The 15,723-nt window shown below is 74.0% G+C and carries 13 protein-coding genes and 2 pseudogenes; 10 read left to right on the forward strand and 5 right to left on the reverse strand.

What is annotated here, in order from left to right; genetic code table 11:
• The first annotated feature begins 116 nt into the window (after positions 1–116).
• A complete protein-coding gene (locus tag ACHZ99_RS04435; RefSeq protein ID WP_420302977.1) occupies positions 117–1,382 on the forward strand; it encodes a hypothetical protein in 1,266 nt (421 codons plus the stop codon).
• Between the two features lie 100 nt (positions 1,383–1,482).
• Positions 1,483–1,977: a hypothetical protein gene (locus tag ACHZ99_RS04440; RefSeq protein ID WP_420302978.1), complete on the forward strand. Its 495-nt coding sequence runs from the start codon at positions 1,483–1,485 to the stop codon at positions 1,975–1,977.
• A gap of 100 nt (positions 1,978–2,077) precedes the next feature.
• Here ACHZ99_RS04440 and ACHZ99_RS04445 read toward each other — a convergent pair whose 3' ends face one another.
• Complete coding sequence (locus ACHZ99_RS04445; protein WP_420302979.1) at positions 2,078–2,533, reverse strand: carboxymuconolactone decarboxylase family protein; 456 nt, start codon at positions 2,531–2,533, stop codon at positions 2,078–2,080.
• A 137-nt stretch (positions 2,534–2,670) separates the two neighbouring features.
• On the opposite strand from ACHZ99_RS04445, the gene ACHZ99_RS04450 reads away from it, so the two are divergent.
• Complete coding sequence (locus ACHZ99_RS04450) at positions 2,671–3,636, forward strand: sigma-70 family RNA polymerase sigma factor (protein ID WP_420302980.1); 966 nt, start codon at positions 2,671–2,673, stop codon at positions 3,634–3,636.
• 13 nt (positions 3,637–3,649) lie between these two features.
• On the opposite strand, the gene ACHZ99_RS04455 is transcribed toward ACHZ99_RS04450, so the two are convergent.
• The 4 genes and pseudogenes from ACHZ99_RS04455 to ACHZ99_RS04470 form a co-directional block, all read right to left on the reverse strand.
• Complete coding sequence (locus ACHZ99_RS04455) at positions 3,650–4,096, reverse strand: YdeI/OmpD-associated family protein (protein WP_420302981.1); 447 nt, start codon at positions 4,094–4,096, stop codon at positions 3,650–3,652.
• A gap of 151 nt (positions 4,097–4,247) precedes the next feature.
• Positions 4,248–5,564: pseudogene (locus ACHZ99_RS04460) on the reverse strand (PQQ-dependent sugar dehydrogenase); the annotation flags it as partial.
• Between the two features lie 190 nt (positions 5,565–5,754).
• A pseudogene (locus ACHZ99_RS04465) lies at positions 5,755–6,288 on the reverse strand (3-keto-disaccharide hydrolase); the annotation flags it as partial.
• 269 nt (positions 6,289–6,557) lie between these two features.
• A complete protein-coding gene (locus ACHZ99_RS04470) occupies positions 6,558–7,811 on the reverse strand; it encodes a hypothetical protein (RefSeq protein ID WP_420302982.1) in 1,254 nt (417 codons plus the stop codon).
• A gap of 413 nt (positions 7,812–8,224) precedes the next feature.
• On the opposite strand from ACHZ99_RS04470, the gene ACHZ99_RS04475 reads away from it, so the two are divergent.
• The 7 genes from ACHZ99_RS04475 (at position 8,225) to ACHZ99_RS04505 (ending at position 15,712) form a co-directional block, all read left to right on the forward strand.
• A complete protein-coding gene (locus ACHZ99_RS04475; protein ID WP_420302983.1) occupies positions 8,225–9,043 on the forward strand; it encodes a glycoside hydrolase family 16 protein in 819 nt (272 codons plus the stop codon).
• A gap of 85 nt (positions 9,044–9,128) precedes the next feature.
• Complete coding sequence (locus ACHZ99_RS04480) at positions 9,129–10,214, forward strand: S-(hydroxymethyl)mycothiol dehydrogenase (protein WP_420302984.1); 1,086 nt, start codon at positions 9,129–9,131, stop codon at positions 10,212–10,214.
• The gene (locus ACHZ99_RS04485) at positions 10,211–10,828 is read left to right on the forward strand and encodes an MBL fold metallo-hydrolase (RefSeq protein WP_420302985.1); all 618 of its coding nucleotides are present in this window, start codon (positions 10,211–10,213) and stop codon (positions 10,826–10,828) included. The genes ACHZ99_RS04480 and ACHZ99_RS04485 overlap by 4 nt, the downstream gene beginning before the upstream one ends.
• A 114-nt stretch (positions 10,829–10,942) precedes the next feature.
• Positions 10,943–12,127, forward strand: coding sequence for a lactonase family protein (locus ACHZ99_RS04490; protein ID WP_420302986.1), 1,185 nt, complete (start codon positions 10,943–10,945; stop codon positions 12,125–12,127).
• 339 nt (positions 12,128–12,466) lie between these two features.
• The gene (locus tag ACHZ99_RS04495; protein WP_420302987.1) at positions 12,467–13,780 is read left to right on the forward strand and encodes a class I adenylate-forming enzyme family protein; all 1,314 of its coding nucleotides are present in this window, start codon (positions 12,467–12,469) and stop codon (positions 13,778–13,780) included.
• Positions 13,781–13,817: 37 nt separating this feature from the next.
• Entirely contained in the window at positions 13,818–14,471 is a 654-nt protein-coding gene (locus tag ACHZ99_RS04500) for a response regulator transcription factor (protein ID WP_420302988.1), read from the forward strand.
• Positions 14,468–15,712, forward strand: a complete 1,245-nt coding sequence (locus tag ACHZ99_RS04505) for a sensor histidine kinase (protein WP_420302989.1) — start codon at positions 14,468–14,470, stop codon at positions 15,710–15,712. Before ACHZ99_RS04500 ends, ACHZ99_RS04505 begins: the two co-directional genes overlap by 4 nt.
• Positions 15,713–15,723 lie beyond the last annotated feature (11 nt).

The following is a 15,723-nucleotide window of genomic DNA, read 5'->3' on the forward strand; positions in this document are numbered from 1 at the left end:
CGCAGGGCCCGGCAGGGCGTGAACTCGCCCTGTCCGGCTGCGCGGTCGATCGTTTCTCTCTTATCCTTCTGGCCACTGCCACTGTCCGGTTTCCGGTGTCCGGCCGAGGGGTGCGCGTGTACTCATCCGATGCCGATCTGTCCGTCGAGAGTTTTCTGTCCCTGCCTTTCCGCACCCTGAGCCAGGGCGGTTACGCCGGAATGGTGTTCCTGCTCGCCCGCACCGCCGACGCGCCGGAGCTGCAACGGGGTTTCTTCCAGCACTGGAGCGACATCGACGATCTGACGGGCCGCCCCCTCGCCGTCTTCTCCCCCTCGCCCGAGGGCCTTCACCTGTCCGCCGAGCACCCGCACGGGTTCTACGAACCCGAGACCATCTCGGTGCGGGGCGTGGCGGAGGCGGGCGGCCACAGCGGGCGGCTGTTCATGTCGTCCCGCGAGTCGCCGGGGTCGGTACGGATGGGGACCGCGTTGCGGGGCGGGAGGGTACGGGCGGACGGGGACGCCGCGGCGCCGGCGGGCCCGGGCCCGCGGCTGGTCGCCGAGGCGACCGGCGTCCGGCCGTACGGCCTGGAGAGGCACCAGCGCGCCCTCACGCTCGCGGTCTCCGCCATGCAGCGCTTCTTCGGGATCCCCGAGTCCCTCGTGCCGTGCGCCGTGATCGTCGACCTGGAGCAACGGAGCGCGTCCGCCGTCACCCTGGCGGACGTCGGCAGCGTGTACGACCTCTTGAAGAAGATCATGACGCGCATCGAGCACGTCCTCCCCCGCATCGACGCGGCGGACGCGGAACTCGTCGCGGCGCTCGAAGCCCGCCACCGCCTCCGCGACCTCGTGGGACGGTCGCGCGCGCCCGCCGCCAACGCCCGGGCGAGCTGGGCGGCGCAGAAGCGCCGCCTCGGCGCCGACCTGGAGGCGTTCGCCGGACGGCTCGCGCCGGCCGAGGCCGGGCTGTGCCTGCGGATGGCGGAGCGCGTCGAACGGGACGACCCGGTCGCCGACGACGAGCGGGCCTGGGTACGGGCGGTGCTGGCCGCCCTCGTCGCGACGGGGGCGGCCGGCAGGCTGCCGCGCCGGCTGCGCCGGACGCTGGCCGGGATGAACGGCGGCCGCCCCGGGCAGGACGAGGCGCCGCGACGGCTGGCGGCGGCCATGGCCGAGGCGGCGGCCAACGAGGACCGGATCGGCCGGGTGAAGAGCCGGCTCGACGCGCTCGGCCGGGAGCTGCGGCTCGGCGAGGCCGTCGCCGGCGCCGCCGCGGAGTTCGGGCTGACCGGGCTGCGGGACCCCGGCCTCCGCGAGCCGCGGGGGCTGGCCTGGCCGCTGACGGTCCTGGGCGAGCCGCCGCCGCACGCCCTGAGCCACGGGTACGAGCGGTCGTGACGGCCGCCGACCCGGCCGCCACCGGCCCCGCCACCGTCCACGACCCCGGCACCAGCCCCGCCACCGCACGGGCCACCGCGACCCCAGGGCGGGTGCGCCCGTGAACCAGGAGACGCACCTCGGACACGTGTCCGCGCTGCTGGCCGAGCAACTGGCCGAGGAGCGCGCCAAGAAGACCTCCTTCGAAGCCCGCGGCATGGCCGTCATCTCGGCCGCGGGCACCCTCGTCGGCATCACCACCGGCGCGGTGGCGCTGGCCGCGAGCGGCCGGTCCGTGACGTTCCCCGGGACGGCTCAGCGCCTGCTCGTGGCGGCCCTGGTCATGCTGGTGCTCGCCGCGGTGCTGGGGCTGCTCGTCAACGTACCGGTACGGCTGCCGCACGCCGGCGCGGCGGACCTCACCCGGCTGCTGGAGCCCCACGTCCGCTCCGGCCCGGAGGAGTGGAACCGCGCGAAGGTGGACACGATCCTCGCCCTGCGGCGGGTCAACCGCGGGCGGGCGTGGGCGCTGACCGCCGCCCTGCTGCTCGTGGTGGTCGCCCTGGTCCTGATGATGGCGAGTGCCGCCGTGGCCCTGGGGCCGCTGCCCGGCTGACTCCCCCGGCTCCACGGCACCGCTCCCTTCTCCGGCCGCCGGCCGGCGGCCGGCCCGGTCCGCCGCACCGCGGACCGGGACGGCGCCTGGGAGCACCCGGTCAGGAGCCCCAGTCCTGGGGGATCTGCTTGGTGGTCGCGTTCAGCCGGTTGAACATGTTCGTCACGGCTATCGTGAGGACGACGGCCGCGAGGCCCTTCTCGTCGAAGTGCCGGGCGGCCTCGTTCCAGATGTCGTCGGGCACCGGGTCGCTGCGGTCGGCCATCCTGGTGGTGGCCTCCGCCAGCGCCAGCGCGGCACGCTCCTCGTCGGTGAAATACGGCGTGTCCCGCCAGGCGGCGACCGCGGAAAGCCGTTCGTCGGTCTCGCCGCTCTTACGCGCATTGCGGGAGCCGGCGTCGACGCACGCACTGCATCCGTTGATCTGGCTGGTGCGCAGATGTACGAGGTCGAGCGTGGTCTTCGGCACCCCGCCGGAATAGGTGGCCTTGTAGACGTCCCCGACGGACTGCATAGCATCGAGAACCATGGCCGGGTTCGGCATTCGCGGTTGCATGGGAAAATCGCTCCTTCTGGGAATAACGTGGCACCGGATTCCGACGTGCACACCCCTACGACGTCCGCCGCGGCGGTGATGTGACCGGCGGTGCCCGCACCGCGCGCCGGCACCGGGAGAGAAGACGGAGAGTGGTCATGCACGACAGCGAGCAGCTGGCCCGCAGCTTCGAGGAGCGGCGGCCGCGGCTGCAGGCCGTGGCCCACCGCATGCTCGGCTCCGCGGAAGAGGCCGAGGACGCCGTGCAGGAGGTGTGGATCAGGCTGCACCGCAACGGCGCGGAGTCCGTCGACAACCTCGACGCCTGGCTCACCACCGTCGTCGGCCGCGTCTGTCTCGACGTGCTGCGCGCCCGCAACCGCCGCGCGGTGCTGTTCGACGACCACACCGACCCCGTGCCCGCCGCCCCGGCGGACGAGAGCGCCGACCCCGAGCAGGCCGCGCTGCTGGCCGACTCGGTGGGGATGGCCCTGCTCGTCGTCCTGGACACGCTGGAGCCGGACGAGCGGCTGGCCTTCGTGCTGCACGACATGTTCGCGGTGCCGTTCTCCGACATCGCCGCGGTCATCGAACGCAGCCCGGCGGCGACGCGGAAGCTCGCCAGCCGCGCCCGCCGCCGCGTCCAGGACACGTCGCCGCTGCCGGACCTGCGCCGCCAGCACGAGGTGGTGAGCGCGTTCCTCACGGCGGCCCGCAAGGGCGAGTTCGCGCGGCTGCTGGAGCTGCTGGCGCCGGACGTCGCGATGCACGCCGACGCGGCCGCCGTGCGCATCGGCGCGGCGCCGGGCACGCTGGGCGCGCAGGCGGTGGCGGAGACCTTCTCCGGCGGTGCGCAGGCGGCGCAGCTCGCGCTGGTCGGCGGGGACGTGGGCGCGGTCTGGCGGCGGAAGTCCCGTACGGTCGTCGCGTTCCGGTTCACCCTGGTGGACGACCGGATCACCCGGATCGAGCTGGTGGCCGAGGCCGACCGGCTGCGGGACCTGGACATCACGCTGGTGGAGTGGGCCGGCCGCCCGGAGGACCGGCCGGAGGACCGCTCGAAGGACCGGCCGGAGGACCGCCCGGAGGACCGGCCGGAGGCGGCCGGGACCGCCCCGGACTAGCTCCCCGGCCGGACTAGCTCCCCGGCCGGTCCAGCAGCTCCGCGACGATCTTCTCCACCCGCCGCTGCCGCGTCTCGGGCTTCTTCGCGCCCTCGACCGCGATCACGTGCTGCCGCCGGCGCCCCGGGGGCAGCTTGTCGTACGCGGCCCTGGCCGCCGGCTCGGCGTCGAGCGCGGCGGCCAGCTCCTCGGGCTCGACGACCGGACGCGGCTCGGTGTCCAGCTCCAGCCCCACCTCGACCTCGTCGCCCGTCTCCACCCCCGCGGCCTCCCTGTTCGCCCGGCTCAGGCCGATGAGGTAGCGGCCGCGCATGAGGGCGACGCGGCTGCGCCACACGTGCCCGTTCAGCGTGATCGTCACCGGCGGCCGCTTGCCCCCGCCCAGCGACTCGACCACCTCGGGGGGAATCTCCAGGCCCTTCATCGGCTCCGGGGGCTCGACCCTGGACTGGAACTTCATCGTCTGCTCCTGCGGCGTCGGCGAGTGCGTACCCCCTCATCCTCCGCCGCCGGGGCGCCGCCGGGCGGAAGAACCGCCCCGGCGGCGCCGACCCGGGTACCCGGGTCCCCGGCTGCCCGGGTCCCCGGCTGCCCGGCTACTCCGCCGTCTTCTCCGCGACGTGGTCGATGCGGTAGATCCCCGCGTCGGTGTTGGTGCTGCCGCGGCCGACGCCGCTACCCGCGCCGAAGTCGATGACGTAGAGCGAGCCGTCGGGCCCGAAGGCGGCGTCGAAGATCTGGATCCACTCCATCCCCTCGAACACCGGGTCGATCGACCGCAGCTCGCCGTCCTCGTACGAGAACGTCTTGAACCACTTACGGGTCAGCTCGTAGTTGAACCACTTGCCGTCGTACGACTCGGGGAACTTCGTCGCGCTGTCGAGGTCCGGGTCGAAGTCGTACGCCGGACCGCCCATCGGGCCGCCGCCGCCCGTGCCCAGCTCCGGGAACTCGGGGGAGGCCGCGTACGAGTACCAGACCTGCGCGGCGGTGGCCGGGGGCAGCCGCGTCTTGCCGGTGTTGTTCGGCGACTCGTTGACGGGCGCGGCGCAGTCGAACTTGTCGCCGGAGGTGCCGGTGGCGAAGTCGTAGTCGTTGAACGGGATGTTGTCGCCGACGCAGTACGGCCAGCCCATGTTGCCGGCCCGGGTGATCAGGTTGTACTCGACGGTGCCGGCAGGCCCGCGGTCGGGGTTCGCCTCGCCGGAGTCGGGGCCGTAGTCGCCGACCATCAGCGCGTCGGTGGCGGGGTCGACGGCGATACGGAACGGGTTGCGGAAGCCCATCGCGTAGATCTCCGGGCGGGTCTTCTTCTCGCCTCTCTCGAAGAGGTTGCCCTTCGGGATCGTGTAGCCGCCGCCCTTGGTGGGTTTGATGCGCAGCACCTTGCCGCGCAGGTCGTTCGTGTTGGCGGAGGTGGCCTGCGCGTCCCAGGCGTGCCGTCCGTCGCGCTCGTCGATCGGCGCGAAGCCGTCGGACTCGAAGGGGTCGGTGTTGTCTCCGGTGGCGGCGTACAGGTTGCCCTTGCTGTCGAAGGCCAGGGACCCGCCCATGTGCACGTTGGCGCGGCCTTCGTCGCGCCAGGTGGGGATGGACAGCAGGGTCTTCCGGGAGGCGGGGTCGAGCTTGTCGCCGTCGAGGGTGAACCGGGAGATGTCGACCTCCTTCTCGGCCTTGTCGGAGTGCATCACGTACAGCCGGTTGTTCCGCGCGAAGCCGGGGTCGAGCGCGAGCCCGATCAGCCCGTCGGACTGGGTGGTGAACTCCAGCGGGTAGTCGAAGTCGTACGCGGTGGTGACCTCCCGGGTCTCCTGGTCGACGATCTTCAGCTCGCCGGTGCGCTGCGCCCAGATCACCCGCCCGTCCGGCGTGACGGCCAGTTCGAAGGGGTCGGCGAGGCCGGAGTCGACCAGAGTGGTGCGGGTGAACCCGGCCGCGTTGGGGGCGCTCGCGCCGGTGGGCCCGGGCGCGGCGACCGCGGCGGGCGTCGCCGCCAGCAGGGCCGGCAGGACGGCGAGGGAGGCGGCGAGGGCCAGGGGTTTGATCGGACGGCTCATGAGGCTCCCAAAGGTGGAGGCGGTGCGGCGGGACGGCGCGGCGCCGTTTCCCGCCTGCTCGTCACTTGCCAAAGACCTCGATCACGATGTTCCGGAACGAGACCTCGTCTCCCGCGCCGTGGTTCTGCAGCCCGACGTGGCCGGGGCCGAGGCGGCGCTCGGGGACGGTGTCGGTGTAGTCGTTGATCTTCACGCCGTTGAGGCGCACGGTGAGCCGGTCACCGGTGACGCGGAGTTCGTAGGTGTTCCACTCCCCCGGCGGCCGGAGAGCGGCGTCGCGGGCGGCGATGTCGGGCGACCGGAACCCGTACACCGCGCCGGTGGTGCGGTCGGGGGCGTCGGTGGCGTCGATCTGCACCTCGAAGCCCTCGTTGCGGATGGCGGGGTCCTCCCCGGCCGGAAAGCCGAGGTGCACGCCGGAGTTGTCGTCGCCGGCCATGCGCCAGTCGAGCGTCAGGCGGTAGTCCCGGCCGAACTCGCGGCCGGAGTACCAGAGGAGGCCGAGGCCGCCGTACGAGGTGAGCGCGCCGTCGTCGAGGGTGAAGCCGCCGGGTCCGGCCTGGCTCCAGCCTGCGGTGGAGGTGCCGTCGAAGAGGACGAGGCGTTCGGGGACGGGTGCGGGTGCGGCGGTGGCCGGGGCCGGGGACAGGGGCGGGGCGGCGGCGAGCAGGCACCCGGCGGCGGTGGCGACGAGGGCCGCCCGGAGGCCGGCGGCCCGGCGGGTGGTGCGGGAGTGGGGGGTGGGCACAGTGTTCTCCCGGTACGTAGAAGAAAGCGCTTACCGACTGTGCCCTGTCAAAGTAAGCGCCCCGGCCGCCCGGGGTCAACGCCCCGGCACGTACCGGAAGTCGGGGCGCAGCGGAGCTAGCTCGCGTGCGGGTACACGACCATCGAGCTGTTCTCCTCGTCCCAGAACAGCCCGTGGCCGGCGTAGTCGGCGAACGGGACCTCCAGGTGCTTGCTCGCCTCCACCTTGCCGGTGGCGATGTCGACCACCACGCGCGTGTCCGGCGCCACGCCGAAGGCGAGGCCGGTGTCGGTCACACCGTCGAACTCCACCGGCTTGTCGGTGTCGGTCTCCTCGAAGCAGTGCCCCCCGCCCTGCTCCAGGTCGAAGACCACGTTGCCCCTGACGAGGTACCGCCCGTTCGCGGAGAGAGCGGGCTCGTCCTCGGCGTCGAAGCCGCCCAGGCCGCCATCCGGCTCGCACTGCACCTCCGCGCGGATCTCGCCGGTCGCGCTGTCCAGCGCGCCCCAGGTGACGTGGGTCGCCCCCTTCGCACGCCACCGGGCCACCAGGACGTCCTCCAGGATCAGCGACGGGTAGGGCCGGGCGTCCGCATCGATCTCCGCGCCCGTCCATCCGTCCGGCACCCAGAGCGCGGTGTCGGATCCGAGGCCCTCGTTCCACAGCAGCGGGCCGCCGGCCGTGACGCCCTGAATCTCGGAGAGGACGCCGCACAGGTTGCACTCGCTCGCCGGGGGCTCGACCTCGTACAGGTCGTACTCCTCCGTGGCCCCGGTGGCAAGGTCGACGGTCACGTACACGTCGCCGTCCTGCTGCTTGACCATGAGCCCGCCGCCGCCGTCCGACACGAATCCCTCACCTTCGAGTTCGACGTGCCGGGCGGGCTTCACCCCCTCGCCGGAGCCCTCGGCGTCGAAGATGTCGATCGTCGTGATCTCGCTCCCCTTGCTGACCACGTCGCCCTCGGTCGTGCCGGTGCCCCAGAGCACGAGGTAGTCCTTGCCGCCCGCGGTGGCCGAGAGCGACTCGTAGCGCATGTCCTCGCCCGCGGAGCGCAGCTTCGCGCTGGTCCACAGCGTGTCGCCGCTGGTCACGTCCAGGACGGTGAACTGCCTGGGCTCCCCGGTGTACACGCCGACCGCGCCGGAGTGCGGCAGGGGGTGCTGCGTACCGCGGAGGTCGGACTCCCAGCCCCGGGACGTGTCGTACAGCGCGGGCACCTTCAGCTGCGCCTCCGGCGCGCCCCCGCCGCCCCCGGACGGGCCCCCGAGGATCCCGCCGCCCTTGCCGTCGTCACCACCGTCACCGCCGCCGCAGGCGGTGAGCATCCCGGCGGCCAGCAAACCGGCCAGTACACGCGTGAGCCGCATCAACTCGGTTCCTCGTCACGGAAGTCGGGTCTGGGGACGGCACCCGGCTCCCCCAGGACCCGAGCGCGCGCCCCGAGTATGCCAGCACCCGCCCCACACCCGTGCCGTCTTACGACGACGCCCCGTCAGCGCGGCGACCGCCCGGTTGCGAGTCCCATGACGACGAGAGACACCGGAGGGTCCCGCCCGGGGTCCTGACCGGAGGACAGGGCCCTGTCCGGCGGCCGGGGGAACCGGGTGGTCCTGGGTGTCGAGCCGGACCCGGTGGCCGTGGGGGCGTTGCCCGCCGCGGTCTCCCCGGAGGGCGGGGGTTGTGCTTTCGTGGTAAGTCGACGGGCGGATCGCGCCGGGGCCTCGCCACCGCCCGCGTACGTAAGCCGTCCGCCGTCCGCTGTCCGCGAAGCGAGGTCCCCATGCCGCTCGACCGCCGTACGTTCCTGCTCTCCTCCGGTGCCGCCCTCTCCGCCGGCACCGCCCTCGCCGCCGCCGGCCCCGCCGCGGCGCGACCCGCCGCGCCGCTCGCGTGGGAGACCGTCATCGGCTCCGGGACCTTCGCCGACTACGGCGCCCTGGAGGCCGCGTGGAACTACCGCTATCCGTGGGGCTCCGACCACAACGGCTCCGCGCGCATGTACGCAAGCGCCGGCGACCACAACCACGTCTATCTGGAATCCGGCGTCCTCGTACTCAAGGCGTCGCGCATCACCTGGGACGAGGGCAACAGCAGCTCCGACCCCCACCTGCCCATCCGCTACCACTCCGGTGCCGTCCACTCCAAGGCGCACGTGGTCGTCAGCGACCGGTACCCGCAGTGGGAGGTCAAGGGCGAGTTCCAGGCGCCGTCCGCCCGGGGCACCTGGCCCGCCTTCTGGCTGACCGGCGTCAACGGCTGGCCGCCGGAGAGCGACATCCTGGAGTACAAGGGCGACGCCCGCAACTGGTTCAACACCTACGACGGCGGCTGGGACAACACCGTCGTCGGCGTCTCCAACCCCGGCGCCTGGCACACCTACCGCGCCTGGATCGCCAAGGTGAGCGCCACCGACGCCGACATCCACTACTACCTCGACGGCACCTGGGTCGGTCAGCACCGCGCCTCGAACTTCGTCGGCGAGCCGATGTGGATCATCATCAACCTGCAGATGGAGGGCTCCTCGGGCTCCCCCGGCCCCTCCGGCGACACCTTCTACCGCGCCCGGAACCTCTACGTCGGCCGGTCGAACAACACCTGATCCCCGCCGCGGCAGGGCAGGGCGCTCGACCGGGGCGGAGCACGTACTGTATGAGCCCCGCCAGCGTTGGAACGGAGCACCCTTCATGCCCCAGGACGTACGCGCCGTCGTCGCGCGCGCCAAGAACGAGCCGGTGCGGATCGAGACCGTCGTCGTGCCCGACCCCGGGCCGGGCGAGGCGGTGGTGGCGGTGCAGGCGTGCGGGGTGTGCCATACCGACCTGCACTACCGGGAGGGCGGCATCAACGACGACTTCCCCTTCCTCCTCGGGCACGAGGCCGCCGGGGTGGTGGAGGCCGTCGGCGACGGTGTCACCGGGGTGGCGCCCGGGGACTTCGTGATCCTCAACTGGCGCGCGGTGTGCGGCCGGTGCCGGGCGTGTGAGCGCGGGCGGCCCTGGTACTGCTTCGACACCCACAACGCGACGCAGAAGATGACCCTCGCCGACGGCACCGAGCTGGCGCCCGCGCTGGGCATCGGCGCATTCGCCGAGAAGACCCTCGTCGCCGCCGGCCAGTGCACGAAGGTCGACCCCGGGGCGTCCCCCGCGGCGGCCGGGCTGCTCGGCTGCGGCGTGATGGCCGGCCTGGGCGCCGCGCTCAACACCGGCGAGGTGGGCCGCGGCGACTCCGTCGCCGTCTTCGGCTGCGGCGGCGTCGGCGGGGCGGCCGTCATGGGGGCGCGGCTGGCCGGCGCGGCGAAGATCATCGCGATCGACGTGGACGAGCGGAAGCTCACCACCGCCACCGGCCTCGGCGCCACCCACACCGTCGACGCCCGCGCGACCGATCCCGTCGCGGCGGTGCGCGAGCTGACCGGCGGCAACGGCGCCGACGTCGTCATCGAGGCGGTCGGCCGCCCCGAGACGTACAAGCAGGCGTTCTACGCCCGCGACCTCGCCGGCACCGTCGTCCTCGTCGGCGTCCCCACCCCCGAGATGCGGCTGGAGCTGCCGCTGCTCGACGTCTTCGGGCGCGGCGGCGCGCTGAAGTCCTCCTGGTACGGCGACTGCCTGCCGTCCCGCGACTTCCCCGTGCTCATCGACCTCTACCGGCAGGGCCGCCTCGACCTCGACGCCTTCGTCTCCGAAACCATCGAACTCGACGGCGTGGAGGCGGCCTTCGCGCGGATGCAGGCGGGCGACGTGCTGCGCTCGGTGGTGGTCCTGTGAGCCGCGTGCGGATCGACCACCTGGTCACCTCGGGCACGTTCTCGCTCGACGGCGGCACGTGGGACGTCGACAACAACGTGTGGATCGTCGGCGACGATACGGAGGCGCTGGTCATCGACGCCGCGCACGACGCCGACGCGATCGCCGCGGCCGTCGGCGACCGCCGCCTGACCGCGATCGTCTGCACGCACGCGCACGACGACCACATCGACGCGGCCCCCGCGCTGGCCGCCGCGTCCGGCGCGCCGGTCCTGCTGCACCCCGACGACCGGGTGCTGTGGGACATGACCCACCCGGACCGCGCCCCCGACGCCGCCCTCGCCGACGGCCAGACGCTGACGGTGGCGGGCACGGACCTGACGGTCCTGCACACGCCGGGGCACGCGCCGGGCGCGGTGTGCCTGTACGCCCCGGGCCTGGGCACCGTGTTCACCGGGGACACCCTCTTCCACGGCGGCCCGGGCGCCACCGGCCGCTCGTACTCCGACCGCCCGACGATCGAAGCCTCGATCCGCGCGCGGTTGCTGACGCTGCCGCCGGAGACGGTGGTACGCACCGGGCACGGCGAGTCGACGACGGTCGCGGCGGAGGCGGCGGGGGCGGAAGGCTGGTGACGGCGAGGGCGACGGGGGCGACGGGGCGCCGTTGACCCGTCCGGGGGCGGGCGGCATGCTCATGGCCGGGACATGCCACCCACTCGTCACTCCATCCCCCACTGGAGGTCTCGCATGCCGTCACGTCCCGAACCCTCCGGCGCCAGCCGCCGCTCCCTGCTCTTCGGCGCCCTCGGCGCGGGCGCGCTCGGCGCCGCGGGCATCGGTGCCGCGGGCGCCGGCGCCGCCCACGCCGGCCCGGGCCGCGCCGCCGGCCGCGCCGCTCTCAATCCGCTCTACCTGGGCACCTACGGCCAGGGCATCATCGCCTGCACGTACGACACCGCCACCGGCGCGCTCACCGAGACCGGCGGCGGCTTCGGCGACGTCACCAACCCCGACTTCCTCGCCCTCTCCCCTGCCGGCGACGTGCTCTACTCCACCGTCGGCGGCGGCCCCGAGGGCGGGGTGCGGGCGTACGCCATCGGCGCGGACGGCGCGCTCAGCGCGCTGGGCGGCGTGCGGTCGACCGGCGGCGCCGGCGTCACGCACGTGTCGGTGCACCCCGGCGGCGGCCATCTGCTCAGTGCCAACTACAACAGCGGCAGCGTCGCCGCGCACGTCATCGAGGCCGACGGCAGCGTCGGCGAGCGCACCGGCTTCGTCCAGCACTCCGGCTCAGGACCCGACCCGGACCGCCAGGAGGGCCCGCACGCCCACCAGATCGTCACCGACCCCGCCGGCGGTTTCGTCTACGCCGTGGACCTGGGCACCGACTCCGTCTACACCTACACGCTCGACACCGGCGGCGCCCTCGCGCCGGTCTCCGAGGTACGGGCCGTGCCCGGCGCCGGACCGCGGCACATGGTGTTCCACCCCGACGGCGGCCACGCCTACGTGGCCAACGAGCTGGACAGCACCGTCACCGCGTACGCCCACGACGCGGCGACCGGTGGGCTGACCCGGCTGGAGAGCTGGTCGACGCTCCCCGGCGGCGTGGACCCCGGGGGCAACTTCCCGGCGGAGATTACGATCTCGGCGGACGGCGCGTACGTGTACCTCTCCAACCGCGGCCACGACAGCGTCGCCCGCTTCGCCGTCGGGGGCGGCGGCGCCACGCTCGCCCTCCAGGACGCCGTGCCGTGCGGCGGCAGCTGGCCGCGGCACATCACGCTGTCGCCCGACGGCGCGCTGCTCTTCTCGGCCAACGAACGGGGCGCCAACATCGGCGTGTTCACCGTGGCCGCGGAGACCGGCGCGCTCACCGCGTCGGGCGAGCCGTTCGCCACGGCGTCGACCGGGTGCGTGCTGCCCACCTGAGCGGCGGCGAGCGCGCGGCCCGGCCCGGAGGCCGCGGGCCGGTCACGTTCGGTCACGACGTGCCGGGCCCGCGGCCCCGCGGGCCCGGCGCGGGGCCCGTGTGTGGCCGGCGCCACGAATCGAAACAGAAACCACACACCGCCTCACACCCCGATCAGGCAGCCTGAGAGGTCAGGCGTGTGCCGTTATGCCGCTTTTCCACTGACGAATCGTCAACCGGGCGCCAAGTCGCCTCCGGCTGGCGGCCAAGTCCCCCGCCCCACACTGTCGCCGCGCAGGTCGAGGGCGCACCCCCGCCCTCCGTAACCGAAGGTGACGCCGGTCTGGGTGGAGGTCGTCATGAGCCGGATCCCGAACCACGAGCGCGGCCTCTATCTGGGTACGGTCCCGGAGCGGGCCGCGCTACGGCACGGCGCCACGCTCCTCACCCTCGACCACGACCTCGACGTCCTGCCCGACGCCGGCCGCCGGCTGACGGTGGCCGAGGTGGCGGCCTACGCGGCGGACCTGGCGAACCGCCTCGCCGCGGCCGGCGTACGGGCCGGGCACCACGTCGCCGTCTGCAAGCGGGCGAACGTCGACGCCTGGCTGCTGGCCACCGCCGCCGCCCGCCTCGGCGCGGTCCCCGTCATGCTCTCCCCCGCCCTCCCCGCCCCCACACTCGCCGCGCTGCTCAAGCGGCTGCCGCGGCCGCACCTCCTCACCGACGGCCCGAAGCTGGACGAGCTGGCGGACCTGCCGCTCGCCGGGCTGACCGCGTCGGTGATCGGGGTGGCGGGCGCGGGCCGCGGGGTGGCGTCGCTGGCGCGGCTCGCCGGGTCGCCGGCGGTGCCGCCGGTGTGCCAGGGCCTCGACGAGCCCGCGTTGATCACGCACACCTCGGGCACCACGGGCGTGCCGAAGCTGGTGGTGCACACCCCGCGCACGATGCGCGCCCGGCTGCGCCCGCAGCGGTTCCTGCTCGGCGCGCTGCGGCGGCGGGAGACGGTCGCGGTCAGCGTGCCGTTCGTGCACTCGCGGCTGTTCGCGGCGATGGCGCTGACGCTGCTGAAGGGCATGCCGACGCTCCTGGTCAACGACCAGGACCCGCGGGCGGTCGCCAGGTTCTTCGTCAAGAACCGCCCCGGGCTCGTCGAGGCCCTGCCCCGCTCGTTCCTCGCCTGGGAGGGACTGGCCGCGGACCCGCGCGCGCCCTTCGCCTCGGTGAAGTACTTCTCCGCCACCTTCGACGCCCTCCACCCCCGCACCGTACGCCGCCTCCTGGGCGCCTCCCGCCGTCGCAACCCGGGGTTCTTCCAGATCTACGGCCAGTCCGAGGCGGGCCCGGCCGCCGGCCGCCCCTACTACCGCCGCCACGCCCGCGCCATGGACGGCCGCTGCGCCGGCTTCCCGCTGCCGGGCGGCGCCCGGGTCCGCGTGGCCTCCCGGGACGGGCGGGCCGTCTCGGCGGCCAACCCGGGCTTCATCGAGGTCCGCTGGGACGGCCTCGCCCAGACGTACCACGGCGAGCGGGACCGTTACGACGAGAACCTCCGCGACGGCTGGTGGCGCACCGGCGACGTCGGCTACCGCACCCGCGCCGGCTGCCTGCACGTGCTGGACCGCGACACCGGCACCGCCCCCGGCGCCGCTCCCGCTCCCGGCGCCGGTTAACCGCCGCCTTACCCCGCGTCTGCGGGAATACGGCGGTATGCGGATACTGGTGGCCGAGGACGAGCGGGTGCTCGCGGACCTGGTGGTCGAGGGGCTGTACGCGGAGGCCATGGCGGTCGACGTCGCCTACGACGGGGCCGGCGCGCTCGAACTCCTCGCGGTCAACGACTACGACGTGCTGGTGCTGGACCGCGACCTGCCGCGCGTGCACGGCGACGACGTCTGCCGGGAGCTGGCCCGGCGGGGGAGCCGGGTCCGCGTCCTCATGCTGACCGCCTCCGGCGCGGTGCACGAACGGGTCACCGGGCTGAACCTGGGGGCCGACGACTACCTGGCCAAGCCCTTCGCCTTCGACGAACTGGTCGCGCGGGTACTGGCGCTCGCCCGGCGGTCCGCCCCGCCGCTGCCGCCGGTGCTGGAGCGCGGCGGCATCACGCTGGACACCGCGCGCCGGGAGGCGTCCCGCGACGGGCGCCACCTGCCCCTGTCCCGCAAGGAGTACGCGGTGCTGGAGGAGCTGATGCGGGCGCGGGGCGCGGTCGTCAGCACCGAGGAGCTGCTGGAACGGGCCTGGGACGAGCACACGGACCCGTTCACCACCGTCGTCAAGGTGACGATGAGCAAGCTCCGGGCCAAGCTCGGCGATCCGCCCGTCATCGTCACGCTGCCGGGCAGCGGGTACCGGCTGTGAGGCCCGTACGGATCGTGCGGCGCGTCACGTCGCTGTGCGGCGGCTCCCTCCGGGCCCGGATGACGCTGCTCTACAGCGGCATGTTCACGCTCATCACCCTGGCGGTACTCATCGCCACGCAGCGCTTCCAGCAGCGCGCCGTCAGCGACAAGGTGAACAACCTCGTCTCGACCGGCCCGGTCGAGGGGATCCCCTGCCGCTTCCGGCCCGGGAAGGCGCCGTGCCCGGCCGTGCCGTACGACCCGTCCCAGGCCGTCCCGCCCGCCCCTCCCGGGTCCGAGCCGTCGGTCTTCGTCCCGGACGGGAAGGAGCAGTTGCAGGAGGAGCTCGCGGACACCCAGCTCGTCGTCGGCCTCGTCGCCATCGGGGCGCTGGTGCTGCTCGCCTTCGCGGTGTGCTGGTGGCTGACCGGGCGCCTCCTGCGTCCGCTGCACCGCGTCACCGCCACCGCCCGCCGCCTGTCGCTGTCCACCCTGCACGAACGCATCGCCCTGGCCGGGCGGGAGGACGAACTCAAGGAACTCGCCGACGCCTTCGACGCCATGCTCGACCGGCTGGACCGCGCCGTGGCGAGCCAGCGGCGCTTCGTCGCCAACGCCTCCCACGAGCTGCGCACGCCCCTCGCCATCCAGCGGACGGCGATCGAGGTCGGCCTGAGGGACCCGGCCCCGGAGCGGGTGCGGCGGATCCGCCACGAGCTCCTCCGCGCCACCGAACGCTCCGAGCGGCTCATCGAGGGCCTGCTCGTACTCGCGCAGGGGGAGCGGGAACTCACCTCCCGGGACCCGGTGGACCTCGCCGCCGCGGTCGACCAGGTCGTCGCCGAGCAGCTCCCCCTGGCCGAGCGCCGCAACATCAGCCTCACGGCCGCCACCCGTCCCGTCGTCGTCCCGGGCGACGAGGTGCTGCTCACCCGTCTCGTCGCCAACCTGGTGCAGAACGCGATCCGGCACAACACCGACGGCGGGCACGTGCTGGTCGACCTGTCACCGGACGGCGGTCTCGTGGTGTGCAACACCGGACCGCCGGTGCCGGACGAGCTGGTCGGGGAGCTGTTCGTGCCGTTCCGGCGGCTGCGCGCGGACCGGACCGGTTCGTCCGAGGGCGCGGGCCTCGGGCTCTCCATCGTCACCGCCATCGCCGACGCCCACGGCGGCGGTGTGCACGCGACGGCCAACCCCGGGGGCGGTCTGTCGGTCCGCGTGTCCCTCCCGGCCGGCGCCCCGGTGCCGTCCGCCTGACGGCCCGCCGC

Origin of the sequence: Streptomyces sp. MAR4 CNX-425 (assembly GCF_048656465.1) — a bacterium.
In the GTDB taxonomy this organism is placed as follows: Bacteria; Actinomycetota; Actinomycetes; order Streptomycetales; family Streptomycetaceae; genus Streptomyces.